We start from the raw sequence: 17,296 nt of genomic DNA on the forward strand, positions 1-17,296 counted from the left end.
CCGGGGTTTGGAGGGCGGATCGCACCGCCTAGCGCATCACGTTGAGCAGATCCTGCACCATGGTGTTGGCCGTAGTGATCACCTTGGTGTTCGCCGAGTAAGCCTGCTGCGTGACGATCAGCTTGGTGAATTCGTCGGCGATGTCGGTGTTCGACGATTCCAGCGATGAGCCCGACACCGAGCCGCCCTTGCCGTACAGAGGCTGGCCGGATTCATTGGTGATTTCGAAGGCGCCGCCATCGGTGCGCTTGAGGAAATTCGCACCGTTGAAGGTCGCGACCGAAACTTCGGCGAGGTCGATATTGCGGCCGTTGGAATAGGCACCGACCACGCGGCCGTCGTTGCTGACCGACACGCTGACGAGCTGGCCGGCCGAGTAGCCGTCCTGCTGCAGCTGGTTGACCTGGACGTTGCCGTTGGTGTCGGAAAACTGCGTCAGACCGCCGGTGCCGAACGCCATCGTCACGTCGCCCAGCGACACACCCGAAACCGTCAGACCGGTCAGCGTGATCTGGCCGATCACCGGGCTCATCTGGCCGTTGGAGGCAAAGGTGAAGTTGGTGTTGACGTTCTGCCACGCGGTCTGCGTGCCGGTGGCGTTCGGATTGACCTGATAGAACAGGTTCCAGACGTCGGTGTGGCCAGTGCCGAGCGTAGCGGAGTCGACCTTGGCCCAGCGGAACTGCACGTTCACCGGGGCGCCGTTGCCGTCGTAGGCGGTGGTAGAGCCACCCGAGACCGACTCGTCGAGGAACGTCTGGTTGTCGACGCCGGTCACCTTGCCGGTACCGACCGAACCACCGCCGTTGCGGACCACATTGACTGGGCTGGTGAGACCGAGCGAGGCGAACGCCGCAGCGCCGGACGTCATGGCCAGATCGCTGGCGACGCCGGTGTGCAGCACCACCGCCCCCGAAGTCACAGTCGACGCCGCACCACCGGCCGAAATCGCGTCGATCTTGCTCAACAGGTTAGCGATCGTGGAGTCGATCGGGATGTTGGTCGCGTCGTCCGTGCCGCCTGCAGCGGTGAAGGTAATGGTGGTGCCGTTGACCGTGATGGTGTTGCCCACTGCGAAATCGACGCCAATCGAGTCGCTGCCGGCGACGCCGCTCAGCTTGGTCGCGCCGGTGATCGGGACACCCTGCTTGTTATTGATCTGCAGGCCGGTCTTGGTGTTGTCGCTGAACGGCGGCGGGGTGGTGCCGAGAACCTGCGGGTTGGTGGCGAAATCGGCGGCGCGCAGCAGTTCCGATCCGGGGATCGACTTGTCGTGCTTGGTGGTCAGCGGATAAGAGGCCAGGTTGGCGCGGTAGCTGATCTTGGTGGTGGCCTGCGAGGGCAGGAAGTCGTTCTGGAATTTCAGGACGCCCGGGCTGCCGCCGACCGGGTTGCCGGTGGTCGGATCGATCTTGACGCCTTCCAGATAGTAGCCGGCGCCGTTCACCAGATAGCCGTTCTTGTCGAGCGAGAAGTCGCCACGGCGGGTGAAGTTATCGACGCCGGGGAAGATCGGGTTGTTGTCGCTGAACGAGCTCGGCTTCTGCACCACGAAGAAGCCTTCGCCGTTGATCGCCATGTAGGTCGACACCGAGGCGGACTGCACCGAACCCTGCGTGGTGTTGGTCAGGCGCGATCCTGCAGTCACCGAGCCGGCGAGCTGCTGGTTGTTGCCGGCCTGCGGGATCAGGTCGAGGAACGAGGTGTCGATGCGCTTGAATGCCGTGGTCTGCGAGTTGGCGATGTTTCCGGAGATGTTCTCCAGCGCATAGGAGTTGGAGCGCAGGCCCGCGACCGACGTGGTGAGAGCGCCGAAAATACCCATTACTGACTTCTCCCGATGCGGCCGCCCGTGGCGGCTGTTGACAGCAAGATCCAATGAGGCTTCCCGCAAGCCTCGTGCCAACGAACAAACCAACGTCATTTCAAAGAGTTGGAGATTAGCAACGGGTCCTGAGGCCGGGGCGGTTTTGCCGGGTCGGGCAACTATTGCCGAGACCATTTGGCGAAAGGGGCCCCTCTGACGGCGGGAACCAAACCCCAGCCCGCGCGTTGCGAACCGGGACAGCGAGGGGTTGATCGGGGGATCACTTGGCTGAAGATACGCCCGGCGGGCACCTGGGCCGCACAGACGCGGTCCCAGACAGTCTTTTTCTGGGCCGCGGCGAACTGGCGTCGCTGATGCGCGCGTTCGATTGGGCATCGACCCCGATCGGGCCGCCGGAGAGCTGGCCGCAGGCGCTCAAGACCGCGGTTCGCATCATGCTGACCTCGCAACAGCCGATCTGGATCGGCTGGGGCCCGGAGCTGACCTATCTCTACAACGATCCCTACAAGTCGATCATCGGCGGCAAGCACCCATGGGCGCTCGGCCGGCCGACCTCGGAAGTGTGGTCGGAAATCTGGGAGGACATCGCCCCCCTGCTCGCCAAGGCGACCAGCGGCCACGAGGGCACTTATGTGGAAGCCCAGCTTCTGATTATGGAGCGCAACGGCTTTCCCGAGGAGACCTACTACACCTTCTCGTACAGTCCGATTCCGACCGATGACGGCTCGCCGGGCGGGATTTTCTGCGCCAACACCGACGATACCCAGCGGGTCATCACTGAACGGCAACTGTCGCTGCTGCGCGACCTTGCCGCCAGTGCAGCCCAATCCCGCAGCGTCGGCCAGGCATGTGAACGCAGCGCTGCGGCGCTTGCCACCAATCCCCAGGACCTACCGTTCGCGTTGATCTATCTGACCGACCTCGGCGGCGATCACGCCGAACTGGCCGCTGCATCCGGGATCGATGCCGGCCACCCCGCGGTAAAGCCGACGCTGTCGCTCGCGGACGGCGACGAGCCATGGCCGGTCGCCGAAGCCTTCCGTCTCAACGCGCCGGTCGTGGTTCCGGATCTCCATGGCCGGTTCGGGATCACGTTTCCGACCGGCGGCTGGCGCCAGCCGCCGACCCGGGCGGTGGTGCTGCCGATCCCGGCCAGCGGCGACACCGGCCGGTCCGGCTTCCTGATCACAGGACTCAACCCGTTCCGGCTGTACGACACCGCCTACCAGGACTTCCTCGCCCTGGTCGCCGGCCAAATCTCCACAGCGATCACCAATGCCGACGCCTACCAGGAAGAACGCCGCCGGGCGGAGGCGCTGGCCGAGATCGATCGCGCCAAGACCGCGTTCTTCTCCAACGTCAGCCATGAGTTCCGCACGCCGCTGACGCTGATGCTGAGCCCGCTGGAAGAAGCGCTCGGCCGCGACGGCATTGCGGACGAACAGCGATCGCTCCTTGGCATCGCCCACCGCAACGGTCTGCGCCTTCTGAAGCTGGTCAACACCCTGCTCGACTTCGCCCGGATCGAAGCCGGCCGCGTCACCGCGCACTTCACCCCGGTCGATCTATCGTCGTTCACCGCCGAACTCGCTTCGAACTTCCGCTCCGCGCTCGACCGTGCCGGCCTGCGCTTCGTGATCGATGCGCCGCCGCTGCCGCAGCCGGTCTATGTCGACCGCGACATGTGGGAGAAGATCGTCCTCAACCTGCTGTCCAACGCATTCAAGTTCACCTTCGAAGGCGAAATCGCGGTCCGGGTCCGCACCGATCCGGACGCCCGTCACGCCGTGATCGAAGTCAGCGACACCGGCACCGGCATCCCGCAGGCCGAGATCCCGCATCTGTTCGAGCGCTTTCGGCGGGTCGAAGGCGCGCGCGGCCGCTCGATCGAAGGCAGCGGTATCGGACTGGCGTTGGTGCAGGAGCTGATCAAGCTGCACAGCGGCTCGATCGCCGTCGAGAGCGAGATCGGCCGCGGCTCGACCTTTCGCGTAACCCTGCCGTTCGGCTCCGCGCATCTCCCGGCCGAGCGGCCGCGACATGCCGCGCTCCAGGTCTCCACCAATGTCCGCGCCCAGGCCTATCTCGACGAGGCGATCGGCTGGCTCGATGACAGTGGCGATGCCGATCTGCCGCCAGCTTCCGGCGCGCAGGATCTCGGCGTCGTCACCCCGCCCGCCACAGGGCGACCTCACATTCTGCTGGCCGACGACAACCACGACATGCGCGACTACGTCGCCCGATTGCTCGGCGATGCCTATGAGGTCGAAGCCGTTGCCGACGGCGCCGCAGCGCTCGAAGCCGCAAAGAAACGCCGGCCGGATCTGGTGCTCAGCGACGTGATGATGCCGCGGCTCGACGGCCTCGGACTTCTAAAAGCGCTGCGCGGTGATCCAACGATGGCCGATCTGCCGGTGATCTTCCTGTCCGCCCGGGCGGGCGAAGAAGCCAAGCTGGAGGGGCTGGAAGCCGGCGCTGACGATTATCTCAGCAAGCCGTTCAGCGCCCGCGAATTGCTCACGCGCGTCCGCGCCAATCTCGACACGGCTGCGATCCGGCGGACGGCGCTGCGGACCGAATACGTGCTGCGCCAGGAAGCACAGGCTGCCCGGAAGCACGCCGAAGGCATTCTGGCCTCGATCAGCGACGGCTTCATCGCGCTCGACGAACAGTACCGGTTCACTTACGTCAACGCCGCCGCCGAACGGCTGATCAACAGCAAAGCCGGCGAGCTGATCGGCAAGGTGTATTGGGACGTCTATCCGATGATGCTCGGCACCGAGATCGAGCAGGCATATCGGCGGGCGATGACCGAACGCGTCGCATGCGAGTTCGAAAGCTATCATCCGCCGAGCAAGCGCTGGTTCGAATTGCGCGTGGCGCCGACCAACGGCAAGAGCATCTCGGTGTATTTCCGCGACATCACCGAGCAGAAGAAGGCCGAGGCGGCGCTGCGCGACATCAACGAGCAGCTCGAAGAGCAGGTGGCGCAGCGCACCGCCGAACTGCAGCAGAAGGAAGCCCGGCTCCGGACCATCTTCGCGGCGAGCTACACCTATCAGGCATTGCTCGACGTCGACGGCTTGGTGATCGACGCCAACCGCACCGCACTCGCCGGCATCGCCGCCGAGCTCGAGGACGTGGTCGGCAAGCCAGTTTGGGCCACGCCGTGGTTCGGCAGCACACCGGGGCTGCCTGAGATGGTCCGCAGCGACATCGCCGCTGTCGCGGCCGGCGAGACGGTGCGGCGCGAACTTCACGTCAACCTGCCAGCCAGCGGCTGGCGGTGGTTCGATCTGCAGATGCGCCCGGTGCAGGACACGCAGGGCAAGGTGATCGCGATCGTGCCCGAGGCGGTCGACATCACCGAGCGCCGCAAAGCCGAAGAAGCATTCCGGCAGGCGCAGAAGATGGAGGCGATCGGCCAGCTCACCGGCGGCGTCGCCCACGACTTCAACAACATGCTGACCGTGATCCGGTCGTCCGCCGATCTGTTACGCCGGCGCGAGCTGCCGCCGGAGCGGATCCGCCGCTACGTCGATGCGATCTCCGATACGGCTGATCGCGCAGCGAAGCTGACCGGCCAGCTCCTCACCTTCGCACGTCGCCATGCACAGAACCGCGAAGTGTTCGACGCGGCCGATCACATCGAGCACGTCTCCGACATGCTGAAGACAGCACTCGGCTCGCGTGCTGTGTTCAATCTCCACATCGCCGAGCGACCGCTGCCGGTCGAGGCCGATACCAATCAGTTCGACGCCGCGCTGGTCAATCTGGTGGCTAACGCGCGCGACGCGATGGACGGTCATGGCACCCTCACCATCTCGGTCACACGTTCGGCGCCGACACCCCAGGAAGCCGCCGCAGGCCGCGGCGGCTTCGTCGAGGTGTCGATCGCCGACACAGGCTGCGGCATTCCACGCGAGCAGATCGAACGGATCTTCGAGCCGTTCTTCACCACCAAGGACATCGGCCGCGGCACTGGCCTCGGGCTGTCGCAGGTTTACGGCTTCGTCCAGCAGTCAGGCGGCAGCATCAATGTCGACAGCGCGATCGGCCGCGGCACCACGATCACGCTTCGGCTGCCGCTCAGCGACAAACCGATCCAGCGCCGCAACGGCAACGGCACCAACGCCGTCGACAGCCGGCAGCGCGGCTGCATCCTCGTGGTCGAGGACAACGCCGAGGTCGGCGAGTTCTCCACCCAGCTGCTTCACGATCTCGGCTATCAGACCGTCCTCGCCGCCTCCGGCGAACAGGCGCTGGCGCTACTCGGCGACAACGCCAAACGTTTCGACCTGGTGCTGAGCGACGTTGCGATGCCGGGCATGGACGGCGTGACTCTGGGCCGGGAGATCAAGAAGCGCTTGCCGGAGCTCCCCGTGGTGTTGAACTCCGGCTACGCCCACATGCTGGCCGACGAGGACCACGGCTTCGAACTGCTGCACAAGCCGTACTCGGTCGAGGATCTGTCGAAAGTCTTACGCAAGGCGATGGCCGACCGGACCTGAGCGGCGTTCCGCCTCGCGGAACCGGCAAATGCACGGCAGATGCAACGTTCGCGTCAATGTGATCGCCAGCCTGTCGGGCCTGCGCTATCGCATTGAGGCAGATCATTTCTCCGGACATTCAAGCGTGGCATCGAGGCCCTCATTCCGGCCCGAGCATGTTTGTCCGCGAGCGTTGCGAAGAGCGTACCCATGACCGAGATCGAGATCGCCCAGCAGGTGCTGTCCTGCCTGCACCAGACCGAAACGGCGGAGCCGCATTCTGCAGTGTCGTCGCTGAAGGGATTGATCAGCTACATCCACGGCGCCGGCACCGTGCACTCCTGCGAGGTCGACGAGGCCCGCTCATCGACCTTCATGGCGATCTGCGAATATGCCAAGGCCCTGCATCGCGGCCTGCCGGCCGACAACCTGCGCCCCGCCGCGATCGATGCCGCCGAAAAATGGCGGGCGCTGGCGGGCTGATCCGCCGGTCGAGTCTTCTGAGCTAAATCCCGCCAGCTACTTGCTGCACGCTTTCGGCGCCACGAAGCGATAGAAATACTCTTTGGTTTTGCCGTTGTGGGTGCGCAGCACCGGCACATCGATGCGCTTCTCATCCGACATCGCCCGGCCCGGATAGGCAGCGGCAAAATGCGCCGGCACCTGCGGCAGCGTATAGACCAGCACCGCGCCCTGATCCTCCAGCTTGCGCTGGTCGAACCAGCGGGTCGCCGGAATGAAGTGAATGGTGACCGAATCGCCCTCCGGCCCGGCCGCGATGCCGATGCCGTACACCGTCTGGCGATCGCCGAGGAAATAGCCGGGGCCGCAACTGTACTGACTGCGCCAGTCCTCGAGGATCAGGCGCGCCGCGTCGGCGGTCGGCTCCTGCAGCCCGCTGTGCGAGGCGGGGCCGAGATAGGCGATCATCACCGCCGCGCTCATCACCGTATAGAGTCCCGAAAGCGTCCAACCGGTCTGCCGTTCGCAGGTGTCGCGCCGCGCCTCGTTCCAGCGCAGCAGCGGCGCCAGTGCCGGCACTGCAAGCAGCGAGAACGGCGCACCGTAGCGGGCGATGTACTCCAGCCCGAGCCCGATGATCATGCCGAGCAGGATCAACACCATCGCCACATCGATGATGACGATGAACTTCAGTTCGTCGCTGGCTTCGGCAAATCGCGGCACCCGCACATTGATCATCCGGCGGGCGCTCGACACCGCAATGATCACCGCACCAGGCAGCAGCATCGGCAGATAGCCGGCAACCAGGAGGCCGATGCGGCGGGCGGTATCGCCGATCGACCCGAAGCCGGTGAAATGCCGCTCGCCGTAAGCGATGGTGCTGCCGAATTTCACCGCGGTGATCACATGCGGCAGCAGCAGCAGCGTGGCGATCAGCATCGCCACATACAGGCCGGGCCGCGTCAGGCAGCGGCGGAACGAGGGCAGCGCGACGACGCCGATCGCCATCGCCAGAAACAGCACCGCCGCGTTGTATTTGGTCAGCGCTGCGATCGCGGCCCAAACGCCGAGCAGGATCCAATCCAGCCAGCGATTGTCCTGACGCGCACGCAGGAAGTGATAGACCACCGCCGGCCACGAGGTGAGCTGCAGGATATCGGCATTCAGCGCCCAGGATAGCGGCGCGAACACAGCGTAGAACGACGTCCCGGCGAGCACGACGAGGTAGATCGCCATCGTCCGTTCGACCAGCAACCGTAGGATCGCGTACAGATACGCGAAGCCGATGGCCATCAGCACCTGATTGGCGGCGACGATAGCGGTGCCGGATGGCCCGAACAGGCGGTCGACCACGCCGCCGGCCCACACCATCATCGGCGGATGCACCGGGGTGATCAGCGGGAAGTGGCGCCCCCAGGCGACCAGTTCGCGGGTGTCGTAGAGCGGCGTCGGAAATACGATCGCCGCGAGGACCACCGGCAGGACGATCGCCGCCGCGAGAATGGCCAGCAGGCTACGGGAGCCCCCCGGCTGCGACACCACAGGTTGCATCAGGGCCGGCCGCCACATTTCTGAAAGTTAATGTGCTCGGGATATGCGGGGGCGGCGCTCCGATTGTCAACTCAAGCGGGCGACTTCCCCACGCCAGCCGCGGCATTTGAGACGCGGAAACAAGCCTTTCGCGGGATTGTCACAACCGTGGAGCGTCAGCTCGCATTCGGCGTCGCCGGGTGGAAGGTCAGCGCGTAGCCATCCATGCAGTAGCGCAGCCCGGTGGGCTTCGGCCCGTCATCGAACACGTGGCCGAGATGACCGCCGCAGCGGCGGCAATGCACTTCGGTGCGCGTCATGCCGAGCGTGGAGTCGCTGCGTTCGCCGACCGCATTCGGCAGCGGCTGCCAGAAGCTCGGCCAGCCAGTGCCGCTATCGAACTTGGTATCGGACGAGAACAACGGCAGATCACAGCCGGCGCAGGCGAAGGTGCCCTTGCGATGCTCCTTGAGCAACGGGCTGGAGAACGGCCGCTCGGCGCCCTCCTCGCGCAGTATGTGGTACTGCATCGGCGTGAGCTGCTTGCGCCATTCCTCAGGCGTCTTCTCGATCTCGAACTTCTCGGCCGCGCGGGCGGCGTCCGGCCGCAGCCAGCGGAAACCGAACACGGCGGCAAGGGCGGCAGAAGCGAGCAGCATGCGGCGATCGATCATGGTGATGTTCCCTGCGTGACGGGCGCGGGCGCCCCGGCGGCACTTCCGTCAGGTACGAAGCTGCCGCGCCTCAGGTTACACCGCCGGTATTCGAGCCCGCTCACATTGTCGCGAGAACGTCGACGCAGCCGGAAGCTATTCCGGCGAAGGCGGCGGCACCGGCCGGCGCGACGGCGCATTGGGAGGGGGCACATTTGCGGCCTCGGCAGCCCGCAGCAGCGCGACGCGGGCGCGACGCTCCTCCCGCTTCACCTCGGCACGCGCATCACGGACCCGGGTCCGGGCGGCGGCACGCTCGCGGTAACGGGCCAGCGCGCCTGCGGCGAGCGCGCCCTCCCGGGTGGCGAAATACACCCCTTGCCCGACGATGCGGCCGATGGTGCCCCCTGCCCACACCAGATCGAACGGCGAAAACAGCTTCCAGCGCTCGTCGCTATGGGTCAGCCCCCAAGCGATCAGACGCCCGGCGATCGCGGTGGTGGCGAGCCCCTGCCGGCCGAATCCGCTGGCGACCCACAGCCCCGGCCGCAATTCGCCGATTTGCGGCATGCCGTGCACCGTCATCCCGACCGCGGCGCCGAAGGTCTGAGCTATTTCGACCTGCCCGAGCTGGGGGAACAGCGTTGCGATCCGCCGCCGGATGATTCCGGCGAGCCGCTGCGGTGCAACATCGAAAGTGGTCTCGCCGCTCGCCCACAGCAACCGGTCACCACCGACGATCCGGTAGTGATCGACCCCATCCGTATCGGCAATCGAGCCGGCGAACGCGATCGCCTCCGGTAGTTTCTCGCCGAGCGGCGCCGTCAGCGCTGCGGTGCGCCAAACCGGCAGCAGGGTTTCGGCGACGCGGGGCGACGGCGCGCCGAGATGCACGCTGCCGGCAAGCACGATGTCGGAAGCGCGCAGCCGCGCATTCGGCGTCGAGATCCGCTTGCGGATGCCGGCGAAATCGATGCTGACCGCCGGCGTTTCCTCAAAGATCCGTGCCCCGGCCTGGCGCGCCAGCCGCTCCAGGCCGCGCAAGTAACGGCGGCCGTCGAGCTGAAACGCGGTCGGGTAGTGAATGCCGTGAAAATAGCGGTTGGTCCGCAACACATCGCGGACCTTGTCGATCGGCCAGCCTTCGACTTCGGAGCCGAAATCGACGCCGAGCGTCTGCAGCCGCTCGACGAGACGGTCGCCGATATCGACATTAGAGACTTCCAGCGCGCCGTCCGACAGCGCAACGCCGGGCATCGTCTCCTCGGTGGCGCGAGCGCGGACGATCTCCATGCCCTCGCGGGTCAGCGCCCACAGGGCGCTGGCGTGATCCAGCCCGACCCGGGCGATCAGATCAGCGATCGGCACGCCATAACCCGGCGTCACCGTGCCGAGATTGTGCCCTGACGCACCCCAACCAATCCGCCCGCTCTCCAGCACGGCGACGCTGAGCCCGGCCTGCGCGGCTTCCAGCGCGACCGATAGTCCGGCGAGACCGGCGCCGATCACGCAGAGATCGACATCGAGGTCGAAGGTCAGCCGCGCATGCGGTTCCGCATCGGCTTCGGCGGACAAGCCGGCCGGTCCATTCGTCGCACTTGTCGGGAGCGAATCCATGCCGTTTCCTAAAAGAGCGCATCCGCAAACGAGGCTATCTTGCGAGATACGCGTTCAATACGGACAGCACGGACGGTTGTCACCTTGTCCTGCCGGCCGGTCTCGATTAATCCGCAAGCTCCGCCCTTGGAAAGAACTCATGCGCCGTCTGATCCTGCTGCGACACGCCAAAACCGAAAGGGACGCGCCGAGCGGCAAGGACCACGATCGCCGCCTGGAAGATCGCGGCCGCAGCGACGCTGCCGAGATTGCCGCCTGGCTCGCCGCCGAGCATCTGGTCCCCGATCAGGTGCTGATCTCGACCGCGACCCGGACCCGGCAGACCTGGGACGTTCTATCCGAACTGTTTCCGGCGAACCGCGAACCGCAGGTCGAGTACCTGCCGGAAATGTACAGCGCGAGCTCTTCGCAGTTGTTGCAGGCGATCCACGAGGTATCGGCCGGCATCAACCAGCTGATGCTTATCGGGCACAATCCCGGCCTGCACGAACTGGCGTTGGCACTCACCTGCACCTGCAACGAGGCCGAGCGGCGCAAGCTCTCCGGCAGCATGCCGACCGCGGCGGTGGTAGTGATCGACTTCCCGATCGCCGACTGGGCTGATGCCTCGTTCGGCACTGGCAAGCTGCAGCATTTCGTCAGCCCGAAAGTGTTGCGCGAAGCGATCTGACGGAGGACCATGGCGTCGCCCTTCCCCTGATCAGGAGGCGCCGGAGATGTTCAAGTCCATCCTCGTCCCGATCGACCTGGCCGATACCGCGCTGGCCCAGCCCGCGATCGCCACTGCCGCGAAGCTCGCCGACAGCTACGACGGCAAGGTGCGGCTGCTGCACGTGCTGGCGATCACTCCTGTGATGCTGGCCGAATATGTCCCTGCGGATTTTGACGATCAGCAGCGGCAGTCGGCCGAAGCTGCATTGGCGGAGATCGCCCGCACCTCAGGCATTCCGGCACAGCGGCTGTCGACCAGCGTGCGCCAGGGCGGCATCTACCACGAGATCCTCGAAGAGGTCGCGGCGGTCGGCGCAGATCTAATTGTGATGAGTTCGCACCGGCCGGCGATGCGCAGCTACTTCCTCGGCTCCAATGCCGGCCACGTGGTGCGCTACGCACCGTGCTCGGTGCTGGTGGTGCGGGACGGCACATAGCCCCGAGCGACACGGACCGCTTTACGGCAGCAGATCCTTCGGCACATCGTCGAAGGTGTAGCGGCGTGGGCGGTTGCGGCGGATGAAGCCGCCGATCTGCCAGCCGAACAGCAGCGCAAAGCCGGCCAGGAACAACGCGCCAGACCATGACCCCACCGCCACCGCGCGCGCCAGCAGTCCGGTCAGGGCGGCGGCAACCAGCGCGATCAGCACCAAAGCACCGGTATGGACCGCCGGCGGCAGCCCGCCGATCAGTTCGGCGCGGCTGCCGGCATCGCGCATCCGCCGGTGCAGCTCGATCATGAACGCGCGATAGGCCTGGTCCTGCGGCGCCATCAGCGCCACCGTCTGCCAGGTGGTCGACACGATCCGCAGCCGAGCGCCGGAGACGTCCTGGAGATCGGCCCGGTAGCGGCGCGACTGCATCGACACCGGCCGATAGCTCAACCGAACCTTCGCGATCGTCGCGTAGGGCCACAGCCCGGCTTTCGGGCCGATCCGCCAGATCAGCCCGTCATCGCCGAGTTCGAACTGCTGGGCAGCACCGATCAGCGAGGCCTTGTAGGCGTAAGCCGTGCCTGAATCGCCGTCCTCGTCTCGGTTGGATCGTGGCGTCACCCGAAAGCCCCTGTTGCCGGTACCGCCGTCCATGCCGGAGCTGGCGCGGCGATGCAATGCGGCGTTCAGCCCACCGGGTGTCGCCCGTACCGGATAACTTGTCGGCAGGGCCTCGGTTTTCTACAATTCGGTGACACACGGACCGGATCATGCCGAACACCGAAGCGCACTACCCTCGCCACCTGATCCTGGGTGGCGCCCTGATGTCCGGGCTGTTGATGGCGCTGGCGCTGCATATGCTCGGCCAGAGCGTCGGCCTCGACCTCGGAGGGCTGTGGCGCAACGACTCCGGCAGCTTCATGCCGGCGAGCGCCGCGCTGGCGTGGTGGCTGGTCGCGACCGGAGGCTTCGCCGGCGGTTACTTTACGGCGCGGCTGATGAATCATGCGGTCGCCGGACAGATCCCGCCGAAACTGCGCCAGTTTCTGATCGTGGTGCTGGTGTTGGTGCTGGCCGCCGCCGGTCAGGCCGCTTCGGCGCCGTCCGCGGTGCCCACCGCCGCCGGCGTGCTTGCCGGGCTGGCGACCCTGTTGCTGGGCGCCGCGATGGCATTCTGCGGCGCTTATTTCGCTTTACGCAAAGTCTGAACGCGACCGCGTCAGGACTGCTGTTGAAAACACCAAAGGCCACGCGGATATTCGCGCGGCCTTTGGCCTCATCGTGACGTCACATCTTTGTCGTAACCGGCTCAGCCGGCGGCGCGGAGATTGACCTGACTCTCCGCAAGCGTATTGAGCTTCTTGTCGGTCGCCTTCTCCTCATCGAGGGTCTTCTGCAGCACCGCGGCACAGTCGTTGCGGCCGAGCAGCTTGGCCCATGATACCAGGCTGCCGTAGCGGACGATCTCGTAGTGCTCCACCGCCTGGGCAGCGTTGATCAGCGCCGCATCGAGCACCTTCTTGTCCTCGACTTCGCCCGCGGTCTCATCGGCTTCCTCGATGATGCCGTCGATCGCCGGGCAGTCGATCGCCTTCGGCTGCACGCCGTGCATTTCGAACACCTGCTCCAGCCGCTTCACGTGCCCCTTGGTCTCATCCAGATGGGTCAGGAAACCCTGCTTCAGCATCGGATCCGAGGCCTTGTCGGCCATTTTCGGGATCGCCTTCAGGAGCTGCTTCTCGGCGTAGTAAATGTCCTGCAATTGGTGCACGAACAGGTCATCCATCGTCTTGATGTCTTTGGTGAAAAGTCCCATTGCGGATCCTCTTTCGGTTTGCGCCCGGCGGCTCTTTCCGAGCCTGCCGTGGCCGTCGCGGCGTTAACCAGCGGCAGCGATCACCGTTCCGGGTTCCATCCGCGCATCGAGTCGCAATGGCGCGCAGCGCGTCTGGCGCCTATATCGGACGGGCCGGCTTGGCGGGCTCCTCTCGGGGCCGCCATGCAGTCGCCGGACGGCTCGTTTGCGCCACGTCAAGGGCGCATTCCGCCGCCCGTCCCATGGATGAGCGGTCCGCACGCGACAGTACGGCGGATTGCACGACGGGCCGTTTATGCCCTAAGGAATTGCGCGGATGAGTAAGTCGGACGCCGGGAGCAGGGTCGCGCTGCAGGCGGAGTCCGTCGCGTTGCCGCCCCGCCGGGAGGACGAATGCATCGACTGCTGAGCGCGCTGGGGCGTGGCTTCAAGACGTATATCGGCTGGAAACGCGTCGGTATCGTCGCCAGCATCCTGATTATCGGCTTTGCGATTTCGTCGCTGATCCGCACCCTCAAGGGAGTCGATCACAACGTCATCCTGACCGCGCTGACCGACAAGAGCCCGGCCCAAATCGGGATGGCGGCGCTTTGCGTGGTCGGTGCGTTCTGCACCCTGACGTTCTACGATTTCTTCGCGCTGCGCACGATCGGCAAGCTGCATGTGCCGTACCGCATCGCCGCGATGTCGGCGTTCACCTCTTACGTGATCGGCCATAATCTCGGTGCCACGGTGTTCACCGGTGGTGCGATCCGGTTCCGGATCTATTCGGACTACGGCCTGTCGGCGATCGATGTCGCCAAGATCTGCTTCATCTCCGGCCTGACGTTCTGGCTCGGCAATCTATTCGTGCTCGGCATCGGCATGATCTGGCATCCGGCCGCCGCCAGCGCGATGGATCTGCTGCCGGACGAGATCAACCGGCTGATCGGCGTCGCCTGTCTGGCCGGTATCGCCGCCTATTTCGTCTGGCTCGCGACCGGCAAGAAGCGCCGCGAGCTCGGCCAGAACGGCTGGAAGGTGGTGCTGCCGTCGGCCAAGCTGACGCTTGTGCAGGTACTGATCGGCGTGGTCGATCTCGGCTTCTGCGCCCTGGCGATGTACCTGTTGATGCCGTCCGCCCCCTACATCGACTACGTGTCGCTGGCGGTGGTGTTCATCCTCGCCACCCTGCTCGGCTTCGCCAGCCATGCGCCTGGAAGCCTCGGCGTGTTCGACGCCGCGATGCTGGTGGCGCTGCCGATGTTCGCCCGCGAAGACGTGATCGCGACGCTGCTGATCTATCGCGTGCTGTACTTCCTGCTGCCGTTCGGGATCGCGATCTCGATCATGGGCGTGCGGGAAATCTGGCTCAGCGTGATCAAGCCATGGCAGGAACGCCGCAACGCCTGCAACGGCAACGAGCATGCGGCCACCGCCGCTCCGGCCACCGCGCCCGCCCGGGCTCCGGTCGGCCAGGTCCCGGTCGGCCAAGTCGTCCAGCGCTCCTCAAAGCTCTGACAGCGGCAATCGCTTGTCGACGCCGCGGAGGCCCATATTTTGGCCTCAACAGCGGCGTCAATGGCCGCGATCTCCTCATGGCCGCGTGGTGACATGTCCCGTTTCCGCTCCCTGGCGCTCCTGTTGCTGCTGACCGCGGCGGCGAGCGCCTCGTCGCTCCCTGCTTCCGCTCAAATCCCCCTGTTCGGCGGCTCGAGCAGCCCCGAACCGGCTGCGCCCGCCGCGCCCCCGGCGGCAGCTCCGGCTCCGACGGTGCCTGTCGCCCCGCCTTCCGCCGCACCGGCCGTTGCCGCGGTGCCGGTCACCGACGGCTCAATCCAGATCGCCTGGGAGGTCCGCAACCGCTTCCGGCTGTTCCGGGAGGAGCGCGATTTCCGCGAGCAGGTCGAGGCGCTGAACGGGCTGACAGTGCTGGCATCCGAGCAGACACTCGGCCGGCAGAGCGAAGGCCGCGGCTGGGCCCGCAACGTCGTCAACCGGCTGTGCATCGACCTCGCTGGGCGGGTCAACGAGCCGTGCACCCGCGATGGCGTCAAGGAAAGCTACCTGACCCCGACCGAGCACCCGGTGACAGTCCGCCTCGCCGGCGCCGTGCCGGTCGGCGCGATCTGCGCCTGGACGTTCGACGACGGCGACGGGCCGCGTAACGCCACCCAGGACTGCGCCGAGCCGATCAACTTCCGCGCCCGCTACGGCAAGCCGACGGTCGCCACGGTGGACATCACCAGCGGCGCCGACGCGCCGCTCCGCGTCACCACCCAGATCATGGTGCGGGATTTCTTCATCGCCGGACTCGGTGACTCGATCGGCTCGGGCGAAGGCAACCCGGACCGCGCCATCGCGCTGTCGGATGAAGGCTTCTGCTTCAAGTCGTATCTCGGCAGTGGGATTGGCCAGTTCTACCGGCCGAGCCGGGCCGGCTTCAAAGGCGGCCGCGCCTGCGAGGCGCCGGACACGCTGGCGAACTGGCAGCGCTATTCGGCGACCTGGTTCAACGCCGCCTGCCACCGTTCGCTGTACAGCTACCAGACCCGCACGGCGCTGGCGCTGGCGGTCCGCCATCCGCACATCGCCGTCACCTATCTGCCGCTCGCCTGCACCGGCGCCACGATCACCGACGGGCTGTTCGGCTCGCAGCGCGCCCGCGAGTGCTTCCGCACCAAATCCGGGACCTCGTGTCCGGGCAGCGTCGACGGTCAGCTCGGCGAACTGCGCGCCGCCCTCACAGCGGCGCACCGCCGTCAGCCGGACCGCACGCTCGACCTGGTGCTGCTGTCGATCGGCGCCAACGACATCAACTTCTCCGGCCTCGTCGCCGACGTCATCGTCGACTCACCGACCGAGCGCGCGCTGTTCCGACGCTCCGGCGTGATCGGCTCGGTGGAAGAATCGCGTACCGCACTGGCCCGCACGCTGCCGCGGGACTTCGCTCGGCTACGTGAGGCGCTGAAGCCGATGGTCGAGGATCTGTCGCGGGTGGTCTATGTCGCCTACGGCAATCCGGCGCTGTCGAACCGTGGCACACCCTGCCCCGGCGGCCCGGCGGGCTTCGACATCCACCCCTCGTTCAATGCCGATCCGACCCGGCTCGGCGCCGTCACATCGTTCGTCGACAATGAGTTCCTGCCGCGGCTGAAGGATCTGGCGCAATGCTCCAACGGCGTGCTGTGCCGTGATCCGTCGACCGAACGGATGACGTTTGTCGACTCGCATCAGCGGGTGTTCGCCGATCACGGCTTTTGCGCCCGCGCCGCCACCGATCCGGAATTCGATCGCGTCTGTTTCTCGCAGAGCGGCAACAGCTTCAACGCCGATATCGTCACCGCCGGCAACTCGCCGATGACCTGCGGCGCCGGGGCGAGCAACTACCGGGCTTACCTGCCCCGCGCCCGCTGGATCCGCGACGCCAACGACAGTTACTTCGCGGCGATGACCTATCCGCAGGGCCTCGCCGCCGCGATCCAGCCGGCCGATATCCATGACGCAACTTGGGGCGTGGTGTCGGCGGTGTATGGCGGCGCGATCCATCCGACCGCCGAAGGCCACGCCGCCATGGCCGACGCCGCTCTACCGGCGGCCGAGACCGTGCTGTCGCTGCAGCCCGGCCCCGACGTTACCAGCCAGCCGCTGCCCCCGCCCCCCGGCGCCATACCGCAGCGCATTGAGTAGGAATCGTTTGGTCGGACCGCTTTTGGAACGGGAGAGAGGTCCGACTCGACGAGGCTCAGCCTCCGGCAAATGAAAAGAGCGCCCTC

General features: G+C 66.1%; 13 protein-coding genes. 7 read left to right on the forward strand and 6 right to left on the reverse strand.

Going from position 1 to position 17,296, the window contains the following annotated elements:
• Positions 1-28 precede the first annotated feature (28 nt).
• Positions 29-1,825 (reverse strand): flagellar hook-basal body complex protein, encoded by a 1,797-nt coding sequence (locus tag DY467_RS13700; protein ID WP_107345631.1) that lies wholly within the window; start codon positions 1,823-1,825, stop codon positions 29-31.
• Between the two features lie 356 nt (positions 1,826-2,181).
• On the opposite strand from DY467_RS13700, the gene DY467_RS13705 reads away from it, so the two are divergent.
• On the forward strand, positions 2,182-6,339 hold the full coding sequence (locus DY467_RS13705) for an ATP-binding protein (RefSeq protein WP_246701539.1): 4,158 nt from the start codon (positions 2,182-2,184) through the stop codon (positions 6,337-6,339).
• Positions 6,340-6,528: 189 nt separating this feature from the next.
• On the forward strand, positions 6,529-6,801 hold the full coding sequence (locus DY467_RS13710; RefSeq protein WP_107345633.1) for a hypothetical protein: 273 nt from the start codon (positions 6,529-6,531) through the stop codon (positions 6,799-6,801).
• A 36-nt stretch (positions 6,802-6,837) separates the two neighbouring features.
• On the opposite strand, the gene DY467_RS13715 is transcribed toward DY467_RS13710, so the two are convergent.
• The 3 genes from DY467_RS13715 to DY467_RS13725 form a co-directional block, all read right to left on the reverse strand.
• Entirely contained in the window at positions 6,838-8,331 is a 1,494-nt protein-coding gene (locus DY467_RS13715; protein ID WP_164636689.1) for a glycosyltransferase family 39 protein, read from the reverse strand.
• A 155-nt stretch (positions 8,332-8,486) separates the two neighbouring features.
• Complete coding sequence (msrB, locus tag DY467_RS13720) at positions 8,487-8,984, reverse strand: peptide-methionine (R)-S-oxide reductase MsrB (RefSeq protein WP_164636691.1); 498 nt, start codon at positions 8,982-8,984, stop codon at positions 8,487-8,489.
• A gap of 135 nt (positions 8,985-9,119) precedes the next feature.
• Positions 9,120-10,580, reverse strand: coding sequence for an NAD(P)/FAD-dependent oxidoreductase (locus DY467_RS13725; protein WP_164636694.1), 1,461 nt, complete (start codon positions 10,578-10,580; stop codon positions 9,120-9,122).
• Positions 10,581-10,719: 139 nt separating this feature from the next.
• Here DY467_RS13725 and DY467_RS13730 point away from each other — a divergent pair, with 139 nt between their 5' ends.
• A complete protein-coding gene (locus DY467_RS13730; protein ID WP_164636697.1) occupies positions 10,720-11,250 on the forward strand; it encodes a SixA phosphatase family protein in 531 nt (176 codons plus the stop codon).
• A 46-nt stretch (positions 11,251-11,296) separates the two neighbouring features.
• Positions 11,297-11,728, forward strand: a complete 432-nt coding sequence (locus DY467_RS13735) for a universal stress protein (protein WP_164636700.1) — start codon at positions 11,297-11,299, stop codon at positions 11,726-11,728.
• 21 nt (positions 11,729-11,749) lie between these two features.
• On the opposite strand, the gene DY467_RS13740 is transcribed toward DY467_RS13735, so the two are convergent.
• Entirely contained in the window at positions 11,750-12,379 is a 630-nt protein-coding gene (locus DY467_RS13740) for a hypothetical protein (RefSeq protein WP_164636703.1), read from the reverse strand.
• A gap of 116 nt (positions 12,380-12,495) precedes the next feature.
• Between DY467_RS13740 and DY467_RS13745 the strand changes: the two genes are divergently transcribed.
• On the forward strand, positions 12,496-12,933 hold the full coding sequence (locus DY467_RS13745) for a hypothetical protein (RefSeq protein WP_107345639.1): 438 nt from the start codon (positions 12,496-12,498) through the stop codon (positions 12,931-12,933).
• A 101-nt stretch (positions 12,934-13,034) separates the two neighbouring features.
• Here DY467_RS13745 and DY467_RS13750 read toward each other — a convergent pair whose 3' ends face one another.
• The gene (locus DY467_RS13750) at positions 13,035-13,541 is read right to left on the reverse strand and encodes a YciE/YciF ferroxidase family protein (RefSeq protein ID WP_011159479.1); all 507 of its coding nucleotides are present in this window, start codon (positions 13,539-13,541) and stop codon (positions 13,035-13,037) included.
• Between the two features lie 393 nt (positions 13,542-13,934).
• On the opposite strand from DY467_RS13750, the gene DY467_RS13755 reads away from it, so the two are divergent.
• Positions 13,935-15,041 (forward strand): putative bifunctional lysylphosphatidylglycerol flippase/synthetase, encoded by a 1,107-nt coding sequence (locus DY467_RS13755; protein ID WP_164636706.1) that lies wholly within the window; start codon positions 13,935-13,937, stop codon positions 15,039-15,041.
• 93 nt (positions 15,042-15,134) lie between these two features.
• Positions 15,135-17,210, forward strand: coding sequence for an SGNH/GDSL hydrolase family protein (locus DY467_RS13760; protein ID WP_164636709.1), 2,076 nt, complete (start codon positions 15,135-15,137; stop codon positions 17,208-17,210).
• The last annotated feature ends 86 nt before the right edge of the window (positions 17,211-17,296 follow it).

The organism is Rhodopseudomonas sp. BR0G17 (assembly GCF_010907025.1).
GTDB lineage: Bacteria > Pseudomonadota > Alphaproteobacteria > Rhizobiales > Xanthobacteraceae > Rhodopseudomonas > Rhodopseudomonas palustris_H.